This window comes from Pseudomonas sp. AC112, assembly GCF_979253545.1.
Genome location: NZ_CEEDCM010000001.1, coordinates 6,301,422 through 6,319,228, shown reverse-complemented (window position 1 = coordinate 6,319,228; position 17,807 = coordinate 6,301,422). Strand labels below are relative to the sequence as shown.

Below are 17,807 nucleotides of genomic sequence, written 5' to 3'. Positions count from 1 at the left end.
TTTCATGGCGCTGGCCAGCAACCCGGTGCTGGCCCAATTGGCGCGGGCACCTCGCCTGATTCCGTGGCGCAACTGGTCGGGGGCGCAGACCTGTTTACCATTGGCACGCCTGGCGCCGAAAGACCTGGACGAACTGGTGCAGGTGATTCGCCACGCGCCGGGGCAGATGCGGCCTGTCGGTTCGGCGCATTCCTTCAGCGCCCTGGTGCCGACTGACGGCACCTTGCTGTCCCTGAGCTACTTCAATGGGCTGCTCGATCACGACCCGGCAACCTTGCAAGCCACCTTCGCCGCTGGCACGCCGATGTCGCGCATGGGCCCGGCGCTCAAGGCGGTGGGCCAGGCGCTGCCGAACATGGCGGATATCGATTACCAGACCCTGGCCGGGGCGATTTCCACCTCGACCCACGGCACTGGCGTAGGCTTCACCTCGTATTCCGGTTGCGTCACCGGGCTGCAATTGGTGACCGCACAGGGTGACGTGCTGGACTGCGACGCCCAGCGCCATCCGGAGGTGTTCAGCGCCGCCCGCGTGTCCCTCGGCGCGCTGGGCGTAGCCACCCGCATTCGCTCGCAGAACCGCACGCCCTATCGCCTGCGCGAACGCCAGTGGATCGCCAAGACCGAAGAGCTGCTGGAAGACGTGGATAAAAACACGCGGGACAACCAGCACTGGGAAATGCTGGTGGTCACCCATTCCGACTACGCGCTGTCGATTGCCCTCAATGAAACCAACGATCCAGCAACACCCCCCATCGACCCGGCGGAGGCGGGCGGCAATGAGTTCGTGACGATCATCGAGAAGCTCGACAAATACGCCAGCGACTTCCCCGGCACACGTCGCACCTTGCTCAACAGCCTGCGCTTTTTTGCCAGCTTCGAGGACCGCGTGGCCGAGTCCTTCGAGGTGTACGCCAACGTGCGCAATGTGCGTTTCAACGAGATGGAATATTCGGTGCCTGCCGAGCATGGGCCGACGTGCCTGCGCGAGATCCTCAAGCTGATCAACGACAAGGACCTGCGCACCTGGTTTCCCATCGAGTACCGCTACGTCAAGGCCGATGACATTCCCCTGAGCATGTTCGAAGGCCGCGACAGTTGCTCGATCTCCGTGCACCAACACTACGCCATGGACCATCACAACTTTTTCGCCGCCGTGGAGCCGATCTTCTGGAAATACGCCGGCCGCCCACACTGGGGCAAATTGCACACCCTCAACGCGCGCACCCTGCAGCCGCTGTACCCGCGCTGGGACGAGTTCACCCGCGTGCGCCGTGAGCTGGACCCGAGTGGCAAATTCCTCAACGCGCACCTGTCATCCATCCTGGGAGTGGCCCGATGAACCGTCGACATTTTGTACTCGGCACAGGCGCCTTGCTGGCCGCCGGCGCCTGGTGGTTGCGCCCGAGTGACCGGGGCAGCCCCTACAACGATTACTTCCGCACCCTCAACACCGAACTCAAGGCCCATGGGCCGATGCGCCCGGTGATGCTGATCGACCTGGATCGGCTGGATCACAACATTGATGTGGTCATGCAGTCGGTCAAGCGTGGCGGCAAACACCTGCGCCTGGTGGAGAAATCCCTGCCATCGCCGGGGCTGCTGGCCTACATCGCCAAGCGTGCGGGCACGCAGCGGCTGATGTCGTTTCACCAGCCGTTCCTGAACCATGATGCCCAGGTGTTTCCCGAGGCGGATATTTTGCTGGGCAAGCCGCTGCCGGTGCGTTCGGCCGAGCTGTTTTATCAGACCCATAAGGGGCCGTTCGACCCGTCGCGGCAATTGCAGTGGTTGTTGGACACGCCCGAGCGCTTGCAGCACTACCTGGCGTTGGCCCAGGGCTTGGGCGTGCGGTTGCGGGTCAACATCGAGCTGGATGTGGGGCTGCATCGAGGCGGTATCAGCGATAACGCGGTGCTTGGGCAGATGCTCACGCTGATCAGCGCCAACCCTCGGCATTTGGTGTTTGCGGGGTTCATGGGCTATGACCCGTTCGTGGGGATGGGCGTGCCGGGCATTCTGGGGTCGCCCCAGGCGTTGTTCGAGCAGGTGATGCGGCGCTACACCGGCTATGTGGATTTCACTCGGCAGCACGTTGCTGGGGTGTGGGGGGAGGGGCTTACGTTGAATACGGCGGGGAGCCCGAGTTATCGGATTCATGAGCAGGAGCGGCTGAGCACGGAGGTGTCGGTGGGGACCGCGTTGCTCAAGCCCACTCACTATGATTTGCCTTCCTTGAGCGAGCATGTGCCAGCGGTGTTTATCGCCACGCCGGTGTTGAAAAGCACGGGGGCGGTGTATATTCCGGCGTTGGATGGCAAGTCGCGGGTGTTTTCGTGGTGGGATCCGAACCAGCGGGGGACTTACTTTATTTATGGCGGGAATTGGTTGGCGGAGTTCGAGTCGCCGGGTGGGTTAAAGAGCAATGAGTTATATGGGCGTAGTTCTAATCAGGAGATGGTCAATGGGTCGCCAGCTGTGGGGTTGAACGTGGATGACCAGGTGTTTTTGCGGCCGACGCAGAGTGAGTTTGTGTTGTTGCAGTTTGGGGATTTGCTGGGGGTACGGGGGGGTAAGGTTGTTGAGGTTTGGCCGGTTTATTCGTGACGATTGGCGGTCTATCCATTGCTGCGGTAACGGCTGGTAAGGGCGGAAGACATAGCAGCCATCACCCAAATAGCGGCTATACACCCCACCAGGAATTGCCCCCCACCCAATCCAAAATGAAGCTTTCATGACAAAAGTTCGGTAGCCCTTGGCCACTCCCGTCTCTCCTGTGTAACGCGCTTGAGCCCACCAGAAAGGTGGGCTTTTCAGCCGCAAGCAGGATGCCAGGAGTGGGGCGATGGGAACTATGGAACGTTACTCGAAAGTCGGCATGCAGGAGCTCGACCAGCGCCTGTCGAAGATCGTCGAAGCCGCGCGCAAGAAGCCGGTGTCGGTCTATCGCTACGGCGCACCCTGGGTCTGGATCGTCTCCCAGGACGACTGGCAGGGCGCCCGCAAGGAAGTCTCCAGCTACATCCCGGCCAGCCATTCCCTGGTATTGCTGCGCCCGCAGATCGACGAAGTCCTCGACCAGCACCGTGACTGGCTCACCACCGAACCCGCGATGTCGATCGCCCCACAGACCGTACTGCAGATCCTGCTGCTGCAACTCCTGTATTCGGTACCCAGCGAGCAGCAACTGCATGAACAGCTCAACTACAACCTGCTGTTCCGCTGGTTCGTCGGCCTGGACCTCAACCAGAAGGTCTGGAGCATCCATGCATTGACCCGCGACATCGCCACGCTGCTCAACAACCCGCGTGCGGTGCAACTCATCCAGAAAATCATCGGTGACGTGTTTTGTGGCGCCTTGCTGCACATGCCGGAGTTCTCGCTGAACTTCGCCCTGTTGCACACCTGGCTGGCACGCCACGGCAGCACATCGATCACCAGCAATTGAGCCAGCCGCACGCCGGGCAATCGGCAGCGGCGCAAAAAATCAGACAGTCAGGGGGCGGTGTGGAGCATCTGTTCAAATTAACATTGGCGCTGTGTTGCGTGACGCTGGGGAGCCTGGCGCAAACGGTGTTGGCCGAGGAGGAAGAGGGCGCGCGCAAGGTCGACGTCAACGAGTACTTCGTGCGCGGCAACACCGTGCTCGATGCGGCGACGATCGAGGAAGCGGTGTATCCGTTCCTGGGGCCGCAGAAGACCCTGGGCGATATCGAAGGCGCCCGCGATGCGTTGCAAAAGATCTACCAGTCGCGTGGCTACCAGTCGGTGTTTGTCGAGCTGCCGGAGCAGAAGGTCGATGACGGTATCGTCTATCTGCAGGTCAGCGAGACCAAGGTCGGCCGCGTGCGCGTGGTCGGTGCCAAGCACTATTCACCGGTGGAAATCCGCGAGCAGGTGCCGGCCCTGGAGGAGGGCGCGGTGCCGGACTTTGCCACGGTGCAGACCCAATTGGCCGGTCTCAACCGGGGGGCCGGGCGCCAGGTCACGCCGCTGGTACGCGAGGGTCAACGCCCCGGCACCATGGATGTGGATTTGCAGGTGGAAGACCAGAACCCCTGGCACGCCAGCCTTGGCCTGAACAACGACTACAGCGCCGACACCGAAAAGCTGCGCTCGGTGGCGACCCTGGGCTATGACAACCTCTGGCAACTGGGCCACAGCATTTCCCTGACCTTTTTCACTGCGCCCCAGGACACCGAGAATGCCAAGGTCTGGTCCGGTTCCTACACGGCGCCGCTCAACGAGCGCTGGACCTTGCAGTTCTCGGGTTACCAGTCCGACAGCAACATCGCCACCATCGGCGGCAGCAATGTGTTGGGCAAGGGCCATTCCTACGGGGTGTCGGCCATCTACAACCTGCCGGCGGCGGGCAACTGGGCCAACTCATTCTCGTTCGGCGTCGACTTCAAGGACTTCGACGAGCAGATGAAGTTCGGCGCCAGCAGCGACCAGGTGCCGCTCAAATATGCGCCGTTCACCTTGGGCTACAACGGCTTTCGCTACACCGAACAGTCGCAATTGGGCCTGGGCCTGAACCTGGTGGTGGGCACCCGCGCGTTTTTCGGCTACGGCAGCGACGCCGAGGAATTCGAGTACAAGCGCTACAAGGCCAGCGCCAGTTTTGCCGTGCTCAAGGGCGACCTGAATTACACCTACACCTTCGCCAACGATTGGCAGTCGGCGACCAAGGGCGGCTTCCAACTCGCCTCTGGCCCCCTGGTTTCCAACGAGCAGTATTCCGCCGGTGGCGCCACGTCGGTGCGCGGTTACCTGGCGGCGGAGCGCACCGGGGATGAGGGGTACTTGCTCTCCCAGGAACTGCGCACGCCGTCCTTGGCCAAGTTCCTCGGCAGTTATGTGCAGGAGTGGCGCTTCTACGCGTTCGCCGAAGGTGCGCGCATGCGCCTGCACGACCCGCTGCCCGAGCAAGAAGACGAATACAGCCTGGCCAGTGTTGGCCTGGGCACCCGCGCCAGTTTGAGCAAATGGTTGTCCGGCAGCCTGGATTGGGGCTACCCGCTGCTCGATGGACCGAACACCCAGAAACAGGACTCGCGGCTGCACTTCAGTGTGCAGGCGACTTTCTGACTTTTTCTTCCGGAGACTTCACCCATGCAACGCCTATTCCTGAGCCTGTTGATCTGCCTGGGCTTCGCGCTCCCGGCCACTGCCCATGCCTGGTGGCAGGACGACTGGCACTACCGCAAACAGATTTCGGTGGACACCACCGCCCAAGGCGCCGCGATCAACCAGGCCCTGGGCCGCACCGCGCTGCTGGTGCGCCTGCACACCGGCAACTTCACCTTTGACGGGGTCAAGGATGACGGCGCCGACCTGCGCTTTGTGAGTGCCGACGACAAGACCGTGTTCAACCACCAGATCGAGAGCTTCGACCCGCTGATGGGCATGGCGCTGATCTGGGTCGATGTGCCCAAGGTCGAAGGCGGCCAGCGCCAGGACCTGTGGATGTACTACGGCAACCAGAAGGCCCCGGCCACCGCCAACGGCCAGCTGACGTTCGACCCGAACTACACCGCGCTCTACCATTTTGACGGCGCCAATGGCACGCCGGCCCGGGACACCACGGCCTATGCCAACACCGCGCTGAACGCCACCGGCGCAGCCATCGATGGCGTGATTGGCCGCGCCCTGCAGTTCAGTGGCCAACCGCTGATGTTGCCGGCCAGCCCTTCGCTGCAACACGCGGCAGGCGGTGCGTTCACCTTCAGCGCCTGGTTGCGCCTGGACCAGGCGAGTGGCGAGCAAGTCGTCCTGGCTCGCCGCGATGGCCCCCACAGCCTGCTGCTGGGCTTGAACCAGGGCATGCCGTTTGTGGAGATCGACGGTCAGCGCGCGGTGTCGACCCAACCGCTGAACCCCGGCCAATGGCAGCACCTGGCGTTCACCGCCGAGGGTGACAAGGTCACGCTGTATGTGAATGGGCGTGAAACCGCGACCCTGGCGGTCGCCTTGCCGGCGTTCAATTCGCAGCTGGCCCTCGGCGCCGACTTGCCGGAAGCCGGCAGCACGCGCCAGCCATTCGCAGGGGCCATTGATGAGCTGCGCCTGTCCAAGGTGGCGCGCCCGGCGGCTCTGTTACTGGCCGATGCCAGCGCCCAGGGCGCCGAGTCGAAACTGGTGGCCTACGGGGTGGACGAAGAACAGTCCGGCTTTGGTTTCGGCAGCCTGGGCTTCCTGCTCAACGCCGTGCCGGTGGACGCCTGGGTGATCATCCTGGTGCTGGTGGCGATGATGTTCCAGTCGTGGGTCATCATGCTGCGCAAGAACCGCCAGGTCAGCCGGGTGAGCGGTGCCAACGAGATTTTCCGCGAGCACTTCGCGCAGATCGGCACGCGCCTGGAGATGTACGCCGACGACGCCCAGCTCGGCGAACGCCTGGCCCATTCTTCGCTGTGGCGCCTGTACCTGGTGGCGGTCAAGGAGATCCGCACCCGGCGTGCCCAGGGTGCCGACACCTCGTCGGTCTCGGCCGCCACCATCGAAGCCATCCGCTGCTCCATGGACGGCGTGCGCACCCGTGAAAACCAGGCGCTCAGCGCCAAGCTCTCGACCTTGTCCAACGCCATTGCCGGCGGCCCGTACATCGGCCTGCTCGGTACGGTGCTGGGGATCATGGTGGTGTTCCTCGGTACGGCGATGGCCGGTGACGTAAACATCAACGCCATCGCCCCCGGTATGGCGGCTGCGTTGCTGGCGACGGCCATGGGCCTGTTTGTCGCGATCCCGGCGCTGTTTGGCTACAACCGCCTGATCACGCGCAACAAGGAAGTCAGCGCGGACATGCGTGTGTTTGTCGACGAGTTCATCACCCGCCTGGCGGAGATGCACGGCGAGAGCCAATCCAGTGAAGCGGCGCACCGTCGTGACCATCACGCGGCTGTTCCGGCCTGAGGAGAATCGCCATGGCTTCCGTAAATGCCTCCCACGACGATGACGATGACGCGGCCGTCGACAGCATCAACATCACGCCCCTGGTGGACGTGCTCATGGTGGTGCTGGTGATGTTTATCCTCACCGCCACGGCCCAGGTGTCGGGCATCCAGATTCACCTGCCCAAGGCCAGCGCTTCGGTGTCGTTGTCGGAGGCCAAGACCAAGGCCATCTCGGTGAATGACGGCGGCCAGGTATTCCTCGACGCCTACCCGGTGACGCTCGGCGAGCTGGAAGAGCGCCTGCGCATCGAGAAAGCGCTGAACCCGGACTTCCCGGTGATCGTGCGCGGCGACGCGATGGTGCAGTACCAGAAGGTGATCGAAGTGCTTGACCTGCTGCGCCGGCTGGAGCTGTCCCAGGTCGGGCTGGTCACCGGCAAACCGAGCCAGGGCTGAGCCATGACCGCACAGATCCCGATCGCACCCTTGCCCGTCAAGAAGAAGCCGCCGTTGCGCCCGTTGAAGTGGGGCGCCGGCCTGTTGCTGGGCGCCGTGGCGGCCTGGTTCTTGTGGCAATGGGCCAACGACATGAGTGGCGTGCGCCGCGAAGCACCGAAGGTGCCGACGATTATCCCGTTGCCGCCGCCACCGCCACCGCCGCCGGAAAAGCCCAAGGAGCCCGAACCCCAGGTCGAAGAAAAAATCCCGGAACCGGTGCCAAGCCCGGAACCCGAGGAGGTCAAGCCGGCCGAGGAAGCGCCGCCGTCGCCTAACGAAGACCTGGCCAACCCGATGCAGATCGACGGCGACGCCCAGTCCGGCAACGACGGTTTCAACATCGGCGCCGGCAAGGGCGGCGGCATGGCTGGCAGTGGTGGCGGTGGGTTGGGAACGGGCACTTACAAGCAGTACCTGGCCGGCACTTATCAACGGCTGATGCGCGAAGACCCTGAGCTGCGCAAGAAGGCGTTCTCGATACAGATAGACCTGTGGTTGGGCGCCGATGGCCAGGTCACCAAAGCCTTGGTGGCCAAGTCCAGCGGCGATGCCGAGACCGACGCGCAGATGCTCGCCTTGATCCAGGCACCGCGTGCCACCCAGAAGCCGCCGGCGTCGCTGACGCTGCCCATGCGCCTGTCCCTCAAGGGCCGGCGTCCGGATTGATCGAAACCTCTTATCTACGGTTTTTTACAGGAGTTGCGTACACATGATTTCCCCCGTGAATCGACTGACCCTGGCGGTTGGCATGGTCATCGCGACCCTGGTCGGCCAGGCGGCTGCAGCGCCGGTCGCGCCCTCGGAAAACGTCACGATCAACCTGATACGCCTGTTGGTGCAGCAAGGCGTGCTGACCCAGGACACCGCCAATGGGCTGATCGCCCAGGCGGAAAAAGAAGCCCAGCAGGCACGCCAGGCGAATGCGGCGCCAATGGTTGCCGCCGGCCCGACCGCCGCGCCCGGCGATGTGCGCGTGCAGTACGTGCCGCAGGCGGTCAAGGATCAGATTCGCGACCAGGTCAAGGCCGAGGTCATGGCCACCGCCAAGCAGGAAAACTGGGCCCAGCCCAATACGTTCCCGGACTGGGTCTCGCGCATCAGCTTTGATGGTGATATCCGCCTGCGGGATGAATCACGCTACTTCTCGGGCAACAACAGCAACGAGATCGTCGACTACGCCAAGCTCAATGAAAGCGGCCCGTACGATACCAACAAAGACACCAACACCAGGCTGCCGCCGCTGCTCAACACCACCAAGGACCGCGAAAACCTGTTCCGCCTGCGTGCGCGCCTGGGCATGAAAGCGGTGCTGTCGCCGGAATGGACCGCCGGTATTCGCGTCGGTACCGGCTCCGACAACAACCCGGTGTCCACCACCCAGACCCTGGGCGGCGGGTTTGGCAAGAAGGACATCTGGCTCGACCAAGGCTACCTGAGCTGGAAGGCCACCCCGGACGTGACCCTCACCGCCGGGCGCTTCGCCAACCCGTTCTATTCCACCGACATGATGTATTCGGGCGACCTGAACTTCGACGGTATCGCCGCCAATTTCAACCATGCCCTGAACAGCGAGTGGGGCCTGTTCGGCACCCTCGGCGCGTTCCCGGTGGAGTACACCTCCGACTCGGCCAGCAGCAACGGCTTCGACAAGGAAGACAGCGAAACCAAGTGGCTGTTTGGCGGGCAGATCGGCGCCAACTGGAAGATCAACCGCGAAAACAGCCTCAAGGGCGCGATGGCGTACTACCACTTTGACGACATCGAAGGTAAGCGCTCCGGTGCCTGTGAACCCTGGGCCGGGCAGCCTGCCTGCGACAGCGACGGGTCGCGCCTGGCCTTCATGCAGAAGGGCAACAGCGTGTTCCTGCTACGTGACATCACCCCCAACCCGGCCACGCCTGGCCTGACCCCACAGCCCCAGTTCGTGGGCCTGGCGTCCAAGTTCGATGTGCTCGACCTGAACCTGGCCTGGGATGCCGAGTTGCCCAGCGACTTCAAGCTGCGCACCCAAGGCAACTTCATCCACAACCTGGCCTACGACAAGGGCGAGATGCTCAAGCGCAGCGAGGGCGAGATCGTCAACAACATCAACAGCAAGGGCCAGTTTGAAAGTGGCGGCAATGCGCTGATGGTCTCGTTCACCCTCGGCACTGCGCTGGAGATGCGCAAGCGCGGCGACTGGAACGTGCTGGCTGGCTACAAGTACATCCAGCCCGACGCCTTGCCCGACGGCTTCAACGATTCTTCGTTCCACCTGGGCGGGACCAACGCCAAGGGTTACTTCATTGGCGCCAACTACGGCATCGAAAAGAACATTTACGCCAGTGCGCGTTGGTTGAGCGCCTCCGAAGTGTATGGCGCGCCGTTCGAAGTCGATGTGATGCAACTGGAACTCAACACGCGCTTTTGATGCGCAGGGAGATGCCACATGAACACGCGAATCTGCGGGCTGTTATTGCTGCTGATCACCACCGGTGCGTCGGCCGAGGGCATGGAAGAGCGCCTGCGTACGCAATTGCGCAGCACCACCCAGCAATTGCAGGCGCTGCAAAGCGAGCAGGCCCAGGCCAGCGCAGCGCGCATTGCCGCCGAAAACCAGGCCAGGCAGGCCCAGGCGCACATCAAGCAATTGACGGCCGAACTCGCCCAGGCGCGTGGCGTGGCCGAACAAATGGCTGGCCAGCAACAGAGCCTGCACAGCCAGGCACAAGCCCAGGTGGCGGCCAGCAACGAGCAGATCGGCAAGTTCAAGAAGGCCTATGACGAATTGCTGGTGCTGGCCAAGGGCAAAGAGGCCGAGCGCGCCCGCTTGCAGGCGTCCTTGAGCGAACGTGACACACAAGTGCAGCAATGTTCAGTCAAGAATCAACAGATGTACGGCGTGGCCCAGCAGTTGCTCGCGGCCTACGAAAAAATCGATGTGGCCGAGGTGATGAGCATTCGCCAGCCGTTCGCCAGCAGCGCACGGGTCAAGTTCGAGGAACTGGCCCAGGGTTTTGGCGACGATTTGTACAAGAGCCGTTTCGATGCGCCCCAGGCAACCGCCAATCATTGATAGACAAGGAAGAGATCACCATGAGCGAATTGATCACCAGCGTCACCACCCAGAGCCTTACCGAGCTGCTGCAGGAAGCCGGCTACCGGGTCAACCAGACTGAACAAAATGGCATCGTGCAATTGCTCAGCGCCAGCCAGGGCATCGGCTTTGCCGTGCGCTTCGGCAACCCGGCGGCGGAGCAGGGTAGCTATGTGGATTTCACCTACAGCTGCGCGCTGCGGGTACAGGGCGAGCTGCCTGAAGGCCTGGCCCAGGTGTGGAACGCCTCGCGGCGCTTTGCGCGGTTGTCGGTGCAGGGTGAATTCCTGCTGATGGAAATGGACGTGGTGGTGGCGGGCGTGGGCGCTACGCACCTGCGCAGTCAGCTGGAGTTGTGGGATCGCCTGTTACAGGAATTTATCGTTTACCTGCGTGAATACAGCCAGCAGGCCGCGCAGTTGCAGGCTGAAGCCGAGGCGCCGGTATTGTGAAGAAACCAACCTTGATGGTCGGCGCGGGTGCGTTGGTCTTGCTGGTGGTGGCGGTGGGCTTGAGCCTGAGGCCGGGCAGTGACCCGGTGGCGGCGCAGCAACCGGCGCCGGTGATCAATCCTGTATCGGCCGTGCCGGCGGTGGCCCGCCTGGGCAATCAGCAGGTCGACCTGACGGAGCTGAAAACCGTGCTGGCCAGCCTGCCTGCCGAGTCCCGTGAGCAGTTGCGCGGTAACCGTGGCGCGTTGGAAACCTGGATTCGTTCACGCTTGGCGCAAAAGGCGGTGCTTGAACAAGCCGATGCCCAAGGCTGGCGCCAGCGCCCCGACGTGGAGCAGCAGACCCGCGCCGCCGTCGACCAGATCGTGTTTCGCGACTACATGCTCTCGGTCAGCCAGGTGCCGGCCGATTACCCCAGCGCGGCTGAATTGCAGCAGGCCTACGACAGCGGCAAGGCCCAGTGGGTAACGCCGCCGTTGTATCGCGTGAGCCAGATTTTCCTGGCGACCAATGACCCGCAAACCGTCGATAACGTGCGCCGCCAGGCCCAGGAGCTGAGCCGTCGTGCCCAGGCCGCACCGGGTGATTTCGCCGCCCTGGCCACCCAGTATTCCCAGGACGCCGACTCCGCCGCGCGCGGCGGTGACTCAGGCATGCAACCCCTGCAACAGCTGGTGCCGGAAGTGCGTAATGCCGTGTCGCGCCTCAAGGTCGGCGCCGTGTCGGACGTGGTGCAGAGCGCGGCGGGGTTTCATGTGCTCAAACTCACCGGCCAGCAACCGGCGCGTACTGCGACCCTCGACGAACTGCGTGAGCGCCTGACCCAGGCCCTGCGTGCCCAGCGTCAGGAGCAGATCGCCAAGGCGTACCTCGAAGGCATGCTCAACACTGCCACCCTGAGCATCGACGGCGCCGAGCTTAACAAGGTGCTGGAGTAATACAGGTCAACCGCATTGGATGCACAGACTGACAAGACAGGGAGTCTCCCATGGCATTTCTAGAACCGTCTGCCCCCCAGGGCTCTTCCGCTTATCGCGCACCCGCCGAGGGCCGTAGCAGTTGGCTGGCCCTGGCCCATGAGATCGACCCGGAGGTGGCGCGCTACTTTCTGGTGAGTGCGCGCTGCGGTTGTTTCATGCAGGCGGCGCGCAGTTTGAATATCAAGGCGACGCTGTTGCGCAAGCGTTTGGCGCAGCTTGAAGAACACGTGCGTCATTCGCTGTTCAGCTATCAGGGCAATGGGCTGGTGCTCAGTCGCGATGGCCAGCAGTTGCAGGCGCAGCTGATTGCCCTGGCCCAGGAGCGACGCTTGCCGGTGACGGAGCAGCCGTTGATTCGGCTGGCGGTGGCTGAGCCGATCTTGCATGACATTCTTGGGCGCGACCTGATCGCCTTGCTGCGCCGCAATGCCAGTGTGCGTCTGGAGATCATCTCCATCGACAGCCAGCTGTCATTGCAGGCGGTGGATGTGGACGTGGTGCTGTGGCTCTCGGACGCGGAAGGACCGGTGCCTGGCCCGAGCTTTGCCACTGAGCCGCCGCGGGCCTTGGCGCGTTTGCAGTATTTGCCGCATATCGCCAAGCGGTATTCGCGGTTGACCACACGGCCGGACAGTGTGGAGGACCTTGACGACTACATGTTGGTGCAGTGGCAGCCGGATGCGCAGGTGGCGGCTTTGCAGGCGTGGAACCAGGTGGTGCAGCAACGCTTGGCGGCGGTGGTGCAGGTGCATGCTTATTCGCTGATGCTGGAGATGATTCGTTGTGGGGCGTGCATTGGGTTGTTGCCGCATTACATGAGCAGTTTTGACCGGGGGCTCGTGGCGTTGCCGGGGTTGTTGGATGAGTGTATGCAGCGGCAGGTGTGGTTGGCGGTGAATGCGCGGGTGGGGGAGGGTGAGGCGGTGCGGGGGGTTGTGGAGTTGATTGTGGGCGCGTTTGAGGGGAGGCGGGAGTGGTTTGAGTGATGGTTGATTGGGTACATATTCGTTGTTGGGGTAATGGCTGATAAGGGTTCCGCTCTTACAGCGGGTCACTTTTGAAAAGAGCCCAAAAGTAACCAAAAGGCTCTTGCCCCAACACTCGGCACCTCGCCTAGGCTCGGTGTGCCCGTAATCCGACAGGTATTTGGGGGGCCGCCGCCACGCGCCCTCCATGGCGCGGGGCGGCTAAACCGGCATCCCTGCCGGTTTACCCCCCAAATCCCTGTCGAATTCCGGCCAGCGTGTTTGACGGGGCGCCTCAGATCAAGATCAAGAGCGACTCGCTTCGCATCGTAGATACGCTTTTTGTTCTCTGTGGAGCCGGCTTGCCGGCGAAAAACTGTCGGGCGCCGCGTGCTGTCTGGTTTGCCGCGTTATCGTTAACGCCCATCGCCGGCAAGCCGGCTCCTACAATGTGGTGCTTCAGGTCGTCTTGGTTTCGCGTGGTGAAACGCGGTCCTGTAGGAGCTGGCTTGCCGGCGAAAAACTCTCGGGCGCCGCGTGCTGTCTGGCTTGCCGCGTTATCGTTAACGCCCATCGCCGGCAGGCCGGTGTCTACACGGGGTTGCGTAGCGCGCCGCGGAAGGTGGCGCTCAGTGCGCGTAGTGTTTCCTTGGAGCGGCCATCGGTGATGCGGCTGTGGAGGACGACTTCGCTCACGGGTAAGGCGGGCAGGCCGTATTGCTCGCTGACTTCTACAGCGCCAGTCGGTGCTACGCGGTGGGCGAGGGCGGCGACGCCGAGTCCGGCGCTGACGGCGGCGCCGACGGCCATGACGCCGCCGCCGACGAATACTTCGGTCCAGTCGATATGTGCCGTGTCGAGGGCGCGGGTCGCCAGGTGGCGCACGCCGCAGGGCGCGGCCATGGTGGCCATGCGCAGCGGCGTGCCGGGGGTGTGTTGCCAGGTGGGGGCGGCGAACCAGCCGAAGCGTTCCACCGCCAGGACTTCGCCGTCTCGGCGGTCGCCTTCGTTGCGCACGATGATCGCGTCCAGCTCATTGCGATCAAAGGCGGCGACGAGGTCGCGGGAGGAAGCGATGCGCACTTCGAGGATCACTAAAGGATCATAGGCAGCCAGGCGGCTGAGCCAGGTCGGCAGGTCGGGACCGGCCACGTGGTCGCTGATGCCAATCACCAGGCGTCGCAGTGCGTGGCTGTCCATATCGGCCAAGGCGCGTTCATGGGCATTGAGCAGGGCGCGGGCGGCGACAATGAATTGTTCGCCCTGGGGCGACAGCCGCACATGCCGGGGCGTGCGTTCAAGCAGGCGGTAGCCTAGGCGTTCTTCCAGGCGTTTGAGCTTGAGGCTGATCGCCGCCTGCGAGGTGTCGAGGGCTTCGGCAGCGCGGGTGAAACTGGCGAAATCGGCCACCAGTACGAAAGCCTGCACAGTGTCAATATCCAGCGGTTTGAGCACGTCAGCCATATTGATTCCTTATCGCACTTATATCCGCTGATATCTTGTTGAAATCATCGTCGCTGCGCAAGCTGAACCCTCATCTTGCACAGGGGTTTTCGTATGTTTGCCAAACAATATTCTCACCGCTTGCCTGCTGACTACGACATGGGCGTGATCCGCCGGCGCGCCGCGCAATTGGGGCCGCTCTGGGACGACGCCGAAGGGTTGCTGTTCAAGGCGTTTATCGCCCGGGAGAGCGGGGGCAATGTGTATGCGTCGGTGTACCTGTGGGCCGATCCGTTGCAGGCCGCTGACTTTTTACTCGGCGAGCGTTTTCAGAAGGTGCTCGACAGCTTTGGACGGCCGCATATCGAGAGCTGGTTGCCGCTGGATGTGCAACGTGGCCCGGCGCAAGGTGCGTTGAGTTTGTATCGCGAGGAGTGGCCGCTGGCGCCGGAAGCAGACAGGGCGGCGGTGTTGGCCGAGGAGAAACAGCGCAATCAACAACTGGCCGACCGCGGCGACACCTTTGCAGTGTTGCTGGCGCTGGATGTGCAAGCGTGGCGGCTGGTGCGTATTACTGTGTCGGCCAAGGCACTGGATACAGAGCGCCAAGGTAACGGCTATCACGTGCTCTATCTGGCACAGGGCGTTGCGTCCCTGCGCTAACTGCGCCAGTCTTGAAGCTCTTTCTTTTTGGTCTCAAGCACTCTGCGATGCACACCACTCGTTTGACGCTCATCTGCCACGCCGTCACGCCCCTGCAAAAACAGGGGCGTTTTCCCGATGACGAGGCCGTGGTGATGGACTGGCAAGGCAAGGCGTTGTCGCTGGCTGATCGGTACAAGAAAACCCGGCGACTCGTGTGTGGGCCGGAGGCCAGGGCACGGCAGACGGCAGGCTTGTTCGGCGATGACGGGGTGATCGAGATCGCATTGCGCGATGGTGATTTCGGGCAGTGGAAGGGCCAGGACATCGGCCAGTTGGAGAGTGACGAGTTGAACACTTGGCTCACTGACTTCACTTGCGCCCCCCATGGTGGCGAGTCGGTGGAGCAAATCTGCCTGCGGGTGGGTGAGTGGATGAAAACCCTCGAATCGCAGCCCGGCCATGTCGTGGCCATTACCCATCCGTTTGTGATCCGTGCCGCGATGTGGCATGCCATGCAGTTCCCGCTGTCGATGTTCTACCGGATCGATGTCGAACCGCTGTCCGCCACTGAGCTGCGTTTCAACAACCTCTGGCGCTTGCGCCTGGAAACTCACGCCTAGCCCCATGAACATGGCAAAATCCACGCCCCGCAATGAGAGCAATCCATGAAACGCATCCTGATCATCGGCATTGGCGCCGGCAACCCTGACTACATCACGATGCAGGCCGTGAAGGCGCTCAACCGCACCAACGTGTTTTTCCTGATGGACAAGGGCCAGAGCAAAGACAAGTTGATCGACCTGCGCCGCGAGATCTGCGAGACCTACATCACCGAGCCTGGCTACCGCTTCGTCGAGGCCGAGTGCCCCGAGCGGGTGCGTGGCGACATCGATTACACCACTGCCGTACAAGACCTGAACCGCGACAAACAACTGACCTTCGAGCGCATGATCAACGAGGAAATGGCTGACGGTGAAGTGGGCGCTTTCCTGGCATGGGGCGACCCTGCGCTGTACGACAGCACCATTCGTATCCTGCAGGCGATCCTGGCCAGTGGCCGCTGCTCCTTTGAGTTTGAGGTGATCCCCGGAATCACCAGCGTGCAGGCCCTGGCTGCCCAGCACAAAGTGCCGCTGAACCGCATCGGCAAGTCGGTCGAGATCACCACCGGGCGCCGCCTGGCGGCAGGGCAGGCCAGCGATGCCGACACCCTGGTGGTGATGCTGGACGCCGAAGACTCCTACCGCACCGTGGCGGATCAGGGCCTGGATATCTACTGGGGCGCCTACTTGGGTACCCCGGACGAGATCCTTATCAGCGGCAAAGTGAGTGAGGTGGCTGAACAAATCGAGCAGGTGCGCAAGGCGGCGCGCCTGGAGAATGGCTGGATCATGGACACTTATCTGCTTCGCAAACCCTGAGGTAACGTCCCATGCTCAAAATGTTTGCCCTGGCGCTGACCCTGGTGGCCGGCGTCGCCCATGCCGACGATACGCTGCACACCGATTTACCGCTGTCGTACCTGGAACACACCCAGGGCGACGCGCGCAACCAGCCGCTGGTGATTTTCCTGCACGGGTTTGGCAGCAATGAAGAAGACCTGTTCGGCATCAAGGATGCGCTGCCGTCGACTTGGACGTACCTGTCGGCCCGTGCGCCGATGCCGGTGGACCCGCACGGCTATCGCTGGTTTACCAAGACCCCCGGTGAAGGCGACTACGATGGCGAGACCGCCGACCTGCAACGCAGTGCCAAGCTGATCGAAGACTTTGTCGGCCAAGCCACCGCCAAGTACCACACTCAACCTGACCGAGTGTTCCTGGTGGGGTTCAGCCAGGGCGCGATCATGTCCTATGAGGTGGGCTTGCGCCGGCCCGAGTTGCTGCGTGGGATTGCGGCGTTGAGTGGCAGCGTGTTGCCGGTACTCAAGGCGCAACTGAAGCCGGACGCGTCACTGGGTCAATTGGCGATTTTCATCGGCCACGGCACCCTGGACCAGGCGCTACCCTATGCCTCGGCGACCCGGGCGAATGACGTCTTGACGGGGTTGGGGTTGAAACCGGAGTTTCACGGGTATCCGGGGATGAACCACACCATCAGCGAAACAGAAGTGCAGGACCTGAAAGCCTGGCTGGAAAAAAGCCTGAACTGAACGCGGTCAAAATAGGTGGGAGCTGGCTTGCCTGCGATAGCCATTGATCAGTCGACAACCCTATTGACTGATGCACCGCTATCGCAGGCAAGCCAGCTCCCACATTAGAGTTGAGTTGTTTGGGAGATCAGGTTATTTCCCGCCGGTAATCTGCTTCACCAACGCCGCATGCCCCTTCGCATCATCCGCCCGCGAGATCGCCTGGATCACCAGCAGGTGGTTGCCCGAACCGCCCAGGAACGTGGAGTTCAGCGTCTTGCCGCCGCCTTGGGTGGCGGTGCTGTCCACCTGGCGCAGGCCCAGGCCCTTGAAGGTCAGTTTCTTCTCGGCCTGTTTCTTGAAGTCAGGCAGCGCTGCGCTCTGGTCCTTGACGAAGCCGGCCACGGCGCCATCAAGGAATGTCGCGTCGTTATCCCCGATGGTTACCCCGTCGTTGCGCACGGTTTCGGCGACGATCACCACACTTTTCGTGGTCTGGTTGGCGTACATCGTGCCTTGGGTATCGGCAGTGCCATCTTCGGCCTTGCCGGCTGGCAGCGTGTCGGCGGCATAGGCCTTGGGCAGGTTGAAGGTGAATTTGCCGCCCAAGGTGGAGATGGTTTGCGTGGACGGCTTGGATGCGGCGAATACACTGCCGGCGGTCAGCGCGAGGGCCAGCAGGACGGCGGTCTTGGTGAAAGTGGCCATGAAGCGCTCCAGG

The 17,807-nt window shown here is 62.7% G+C and carries 18 protein-coding genes; 16 read left to right on the top strand and 2 right to left on the bottom strand.

Going from position 1 to position 17,807, the window contains the following annotated elements:
• The first annotated feature begins 10 nt into the window (after positions 1 to 10).
• The 12 genes from AC0IYN_RS28980 (at position 11) to AC0IYN_RS28925 (ending at position 12,888) form a co-directional block, all read left to right on the top strand.
• Complete coding sequence (locus AC0IYN_RS28980; RefSeq protein ID WP_471844846.1) at positions 11 to 1,342, top strand: D-arabinono-1,4-lactone oxidase; 1,332 nt, start codon at positions 11 to 13, stop codon at positions 1,340 to 1,342.
• 56 nt (positions 1,343 to 1,398) lie between these two features.
• On the top strand, positions 1,399 to 2,607 hold the full coding sequence (locus AC0IYN_RS28975; protein ID WP_471844844.1) for a DSD1 family PLP-dependent enzyme: 1,209 nt from the start codon (positions 1,399 to 1,401) through the stop codon (positions 2,605 to 2,607).
• 247 nt (positions 2,608 to 2,854) lie between these two features.
• A complete protein-coding gene (locus AC0IYN_RS28970; RefSeq protein ID WP_406597212.1) occupies positions 2,855 to 3,448 on the top strand; it encodes a transposase in 594 nt (197 codons plus the stop codon).
• A 59-nt stretch (positions 3,449 to 3,507) separates the two neighbouring features.
• Entirely contained in the window at positions 3,508 to 5,091 is a 1,584-nt protein-coding gene (locus tag AC0IYN_RS28965) for a ShlB/FhaC/HecB family hemolysin secretion/activation protein (protein WP_457247803.1), read from the top strand.
• A gap of 24 nt (positions 5,092 to 5,115) precedes the next feature.
• Positions 5,116 to 6,915, top strand: a complete 1,800-nt coding sequence (locus tag AC0IYN_RS28960; RefSeq protein WP_406597139.1) for a DUF2341 domain-containing protein — start codon at positions 5,116 to 5,118, stop codon at positions 6,913 to 6,915.
• An 11-nt stretch (positions 6,916 to 6,926) separates the two neighbouring features.
• Positions 6,927 to 7,352 carry an ExbD/TolR family protein gene (locus tag AC0IYN_RS28955; protein WP_010211136.1) on the top strand — a complete coding sequence of 142 codons (426 nt, stop codon included), beginning with the start codon at positions 6,927 to 6,929 and terminating at the stop codon, positions 7,350 to 7,352.
• A 3-nt stretch (positions 7,353 to 7,355) separates the two neighbouring features.
• Complete coding sequence (locus tag AC0IYN_RS28950; protein WP_123476590.1) at positions 7,356 to 8,060, top strand: energy transducer TonB family protein; 705 nt, start codon at positions 7,356 to 7,358, stop codon at positions 8,058 to 8,060.
• Between the two features lie 43 nt (positions 8,061 to 8,103).
• Positions 8,104 to 9,804 (top strand): putative porin, encoded by a 1,701-nt coding sequence (locus tag AC0IYN_RS28945; RefSeq protein WP_406597141.1) that lies wholly within the window; start codon positions 8,104 to 8,106, stop codon positions 9,802 to 9,804.
• 18 nt (positions 9,805 to 9,822) lie between these two features.
• The gene (locus tag AC0IYN_RS28940) at positions 9,823 to 10,449 is read left to right on the top strand and encodes a DNA repair protein (RefSeq protein ID WP_471844481.1); all 627 of its coding nucleotides are present in this window, start codon (positions 9,823 to 9,825) and stop codon (positions 10,447 to 10,449) included.
• Positions 10,450 to 10,469: 20 nt separating this feature from the next.
• Positions 10,470 to 10,922: a YbjN domain-containing protein gene (locus AC0IYN_RS28935; protein ID WP_406597143.1), complete on the top strand. Its 453-nt coding sequence runs from the start codon at positions 10,470 to 10,472 to the stop codon at positions 10,920 to 10,922.
• On the top strand, positions 10,919 to 11,860 hold the full coding sequence (locus AC0IYN_RS28930) for a peptidylprolyl isomerase (RefSeq protein ID WP_471844479.1): 942 nt from the start codon (positions 10,919 to 10,921) through the stop codon (positions 11,858 to 11,860). The genes AC0IYN_RS28935 and AC0IYN_RS28930 overlap by 4 nt, the downstream gene beginning before the upstream one ends.
• 50 nt (positions 11,861 to 11,910) lie before the next feature.
• Positions 11,911 to 12,888 (top strand): LysR family transcriptional regulator, encoded by a 978-nt coding sequence (locus AC0IYN_RS28925; protein ID WP_471844477.1) that lies wholly within the window; start codon positions 11,911 to 11,913, stop codon positions 12,886 to 12,888.
• Between the two features lie 570 nt (positions 12,889 to 13,458).
• Here AC0IYN_RS28925 and AC0IYN_RS28920 read toward each other — a convergent pair.
• Complete coding sequence (locus tag AC0IYN_RS28920; protein ID WP_406597146.1) at positions 13,459 to 14,331, bottom strand: LysR family transcriptional regulator; 873 nt, start codon at positions 14,329 to 14,331, stop codon at positions 13,459 to 13,461.
• A 93-nt stretch (positions 14,332 to 14,424) separates the two neighbouring features.
• Between AC0IYN_RS28920 and AC0IYN_RS28915 the strand changes: the two genes are divergently transcribed.
• The 4 genes from AC0IYN_RS28915 to AC0IYN_RS28900 are packed head-to-tail and all read left to right on the top strand — an operon-like array spanning position 14,425 to position 17,107.
• Positions 14,425 to 14,973, top strand: a complete 549-nt coding sequence (locus AC0IYN_RS28915) for a DUF4865 family protein (protein WP_457239338.1) — start codon at positions 14,425 to 14,427, stop codon at positions 14,971 to 14,973.
• 47 nt (positions 14,974 to 15,020) lie between these two features.
• A complete protein-coding gene (locus AC0IYN_RS28910) occupies positions 15,021 to 15,575 on the top strand; it encodes a histidine phosphatase family protein (RefSeq protein WP_099492492.1) in 555 nt (184 codons plus the stop codon).
• A gap of 45 nt (positions 15,576 to 15,620) precedes the next feature.
• The gene (gene cobF, locus AC0IYN_RS28905) at positions 15,621 to 16,376 is read left to right on the top strand and encodes a precorrin-6A synthase (deacetylating) (RefSeq protein ID WP_406597149.1); all 756 of its coding nucleotides are present in this window, start codon (positions 15,621 to 15,623) and stop codon (positions 16,374 to 16,376) included.
• Between the two features lie 11 nt (positions 16,377 to 16,387).
• The gene (locus tag AC0IYN_RS28900; RefSeq protein WP_471844474.1) at positions 16,388 to 17,107 is read left to right on the top strand and encodes an alpha/beta hydrolase; all 720 of its coding nucleotides are present in this window, start codon (positions 16,388 to 16,390) and stop codon (positions 17,105 to 17,107) included.
• A gap of 132 nt (positions 17,108 to 17,239) precedes the next feature.
• Here AC0IYN_RS28900 and AC0IYN_RS28895 read toward each other — a convergent pair whose 3' ends face one another.
• A complete protein-coding gene (locus tag AC0IYN_RS28895) occupies positions 17,240 to 17,794 on the bottom strand; it encodes a DcrB/PsbP domain-containing protein (RefSeq protein ID WP_457247808.1) in 555 nt (184 codons plus the stop codon).
• Between the last annotated feature and the right edge of the window lie 13 nt (positions 17,795 to 17,807).

Excerpts from the sequence above, each read along its gene's own strand:
- AC0IYN_RS28970 (WP_406597212.1), top strand. The coding sequence starts at position 2,855 with ATGGAACGTTACTCGAAAGTCGGCATGCAGGAGCTCGACCAGCGCCTG.
- AC0IYN_RS28960 (WP_406597139.1), top strand. The coding sequence starts at position 5,116 with ATGCAACGCCTATTCCTGAGCCTGTTGATCTGCCTGGGCTTCGCGCTC.
- AC0IYN_RS28955 (WP_010211136.1), top strand. The coding sequence starts at position 6,927 with ATGGCTTCCGTAAATGCCTCCCACGACGATGACGATGACGCGGCCGTC.
- AC0IYN_RS28950 (WP_123476590.1), top strand. The coding sequence starts at position 7,356 with ATGACCGCACAGATCCCGATCGCACCCTTGCCCGTCAAGAAGAAGCCG.
- AC0IYN_RS28945 (WP_406597141.1), top strand. The coding sequence starts at position 8,104 with ATGATTTCCCCCGTGAATCGACTGACCCTGGCGGTTGGCATGGTCATC.
- AC0IYN_RS28940 (WP_471844481.1), top strand. The coding sequence starts at position 9,823 with ATGAACACGCGAATCTGCGGGCTGTTATTGCTGCTGATCACCACCGGT.
- AC0IYN_RS28935 (WP_406597143.1), top strand. The coding sequence starts at position 10,470 with ATGAGCGAATTGATCACCAGCGTCACCACCCAGAGCCTTACCGAGCTG.
- AC0IYN_RS28925 (WP_471844477.1), top strand. The coding sequence starts at position 11,911 with ATGGCATTTCTAGAACCGTCTGCCCCCCAGGGCTCTTCCGCTTATCGC.
- AC0IYN_RS28920 (WP_406597146.1), bottom strand. The coding sequence starts at position 14,331 with ATGGCTGACGTGCTCAAACCGCTGGATATTGACACTGTGCAGGCTTTC.
- AC0IYN_RS28915 (WP_457239338.1), top strand. The coding sequence starts at position 14,425 with ATGTTTGCCAAACAATATTCTCACCGCTTGCCTGCTGACTACGACATG.
- AC0IYN_RS28910 (WP_099492492.1), top strand. The coding sequence starts at position 15,021 with ATGCACACCACTCGTTTGACGCTCATCTGCCACGCCGTCACGCCCCTG.
- cobF (WP_406597149.1), top strand. The coding sequence starts at position 15,621 with ATGAAACGCATCCTGATCATCGGCATTGGCGCCGGCAACCCTGACTAC.
- AC0IYN_RS28900 (WP_471844474.1), top strand. The coding sequence starts at position 16,388 with ATGCTCAAAATGTTTGCCCTGGCGCTGACCCTGGTGGCCGGCGTCGCC.
- AC0IYN_RS28895 (WP_457247808.1), bottom strand. The coding sequence starts at position 17,794 with ATGGCCACTTTCACCAAGACCGCCGTCCTGCTGGCCCTCGCGCTGACC.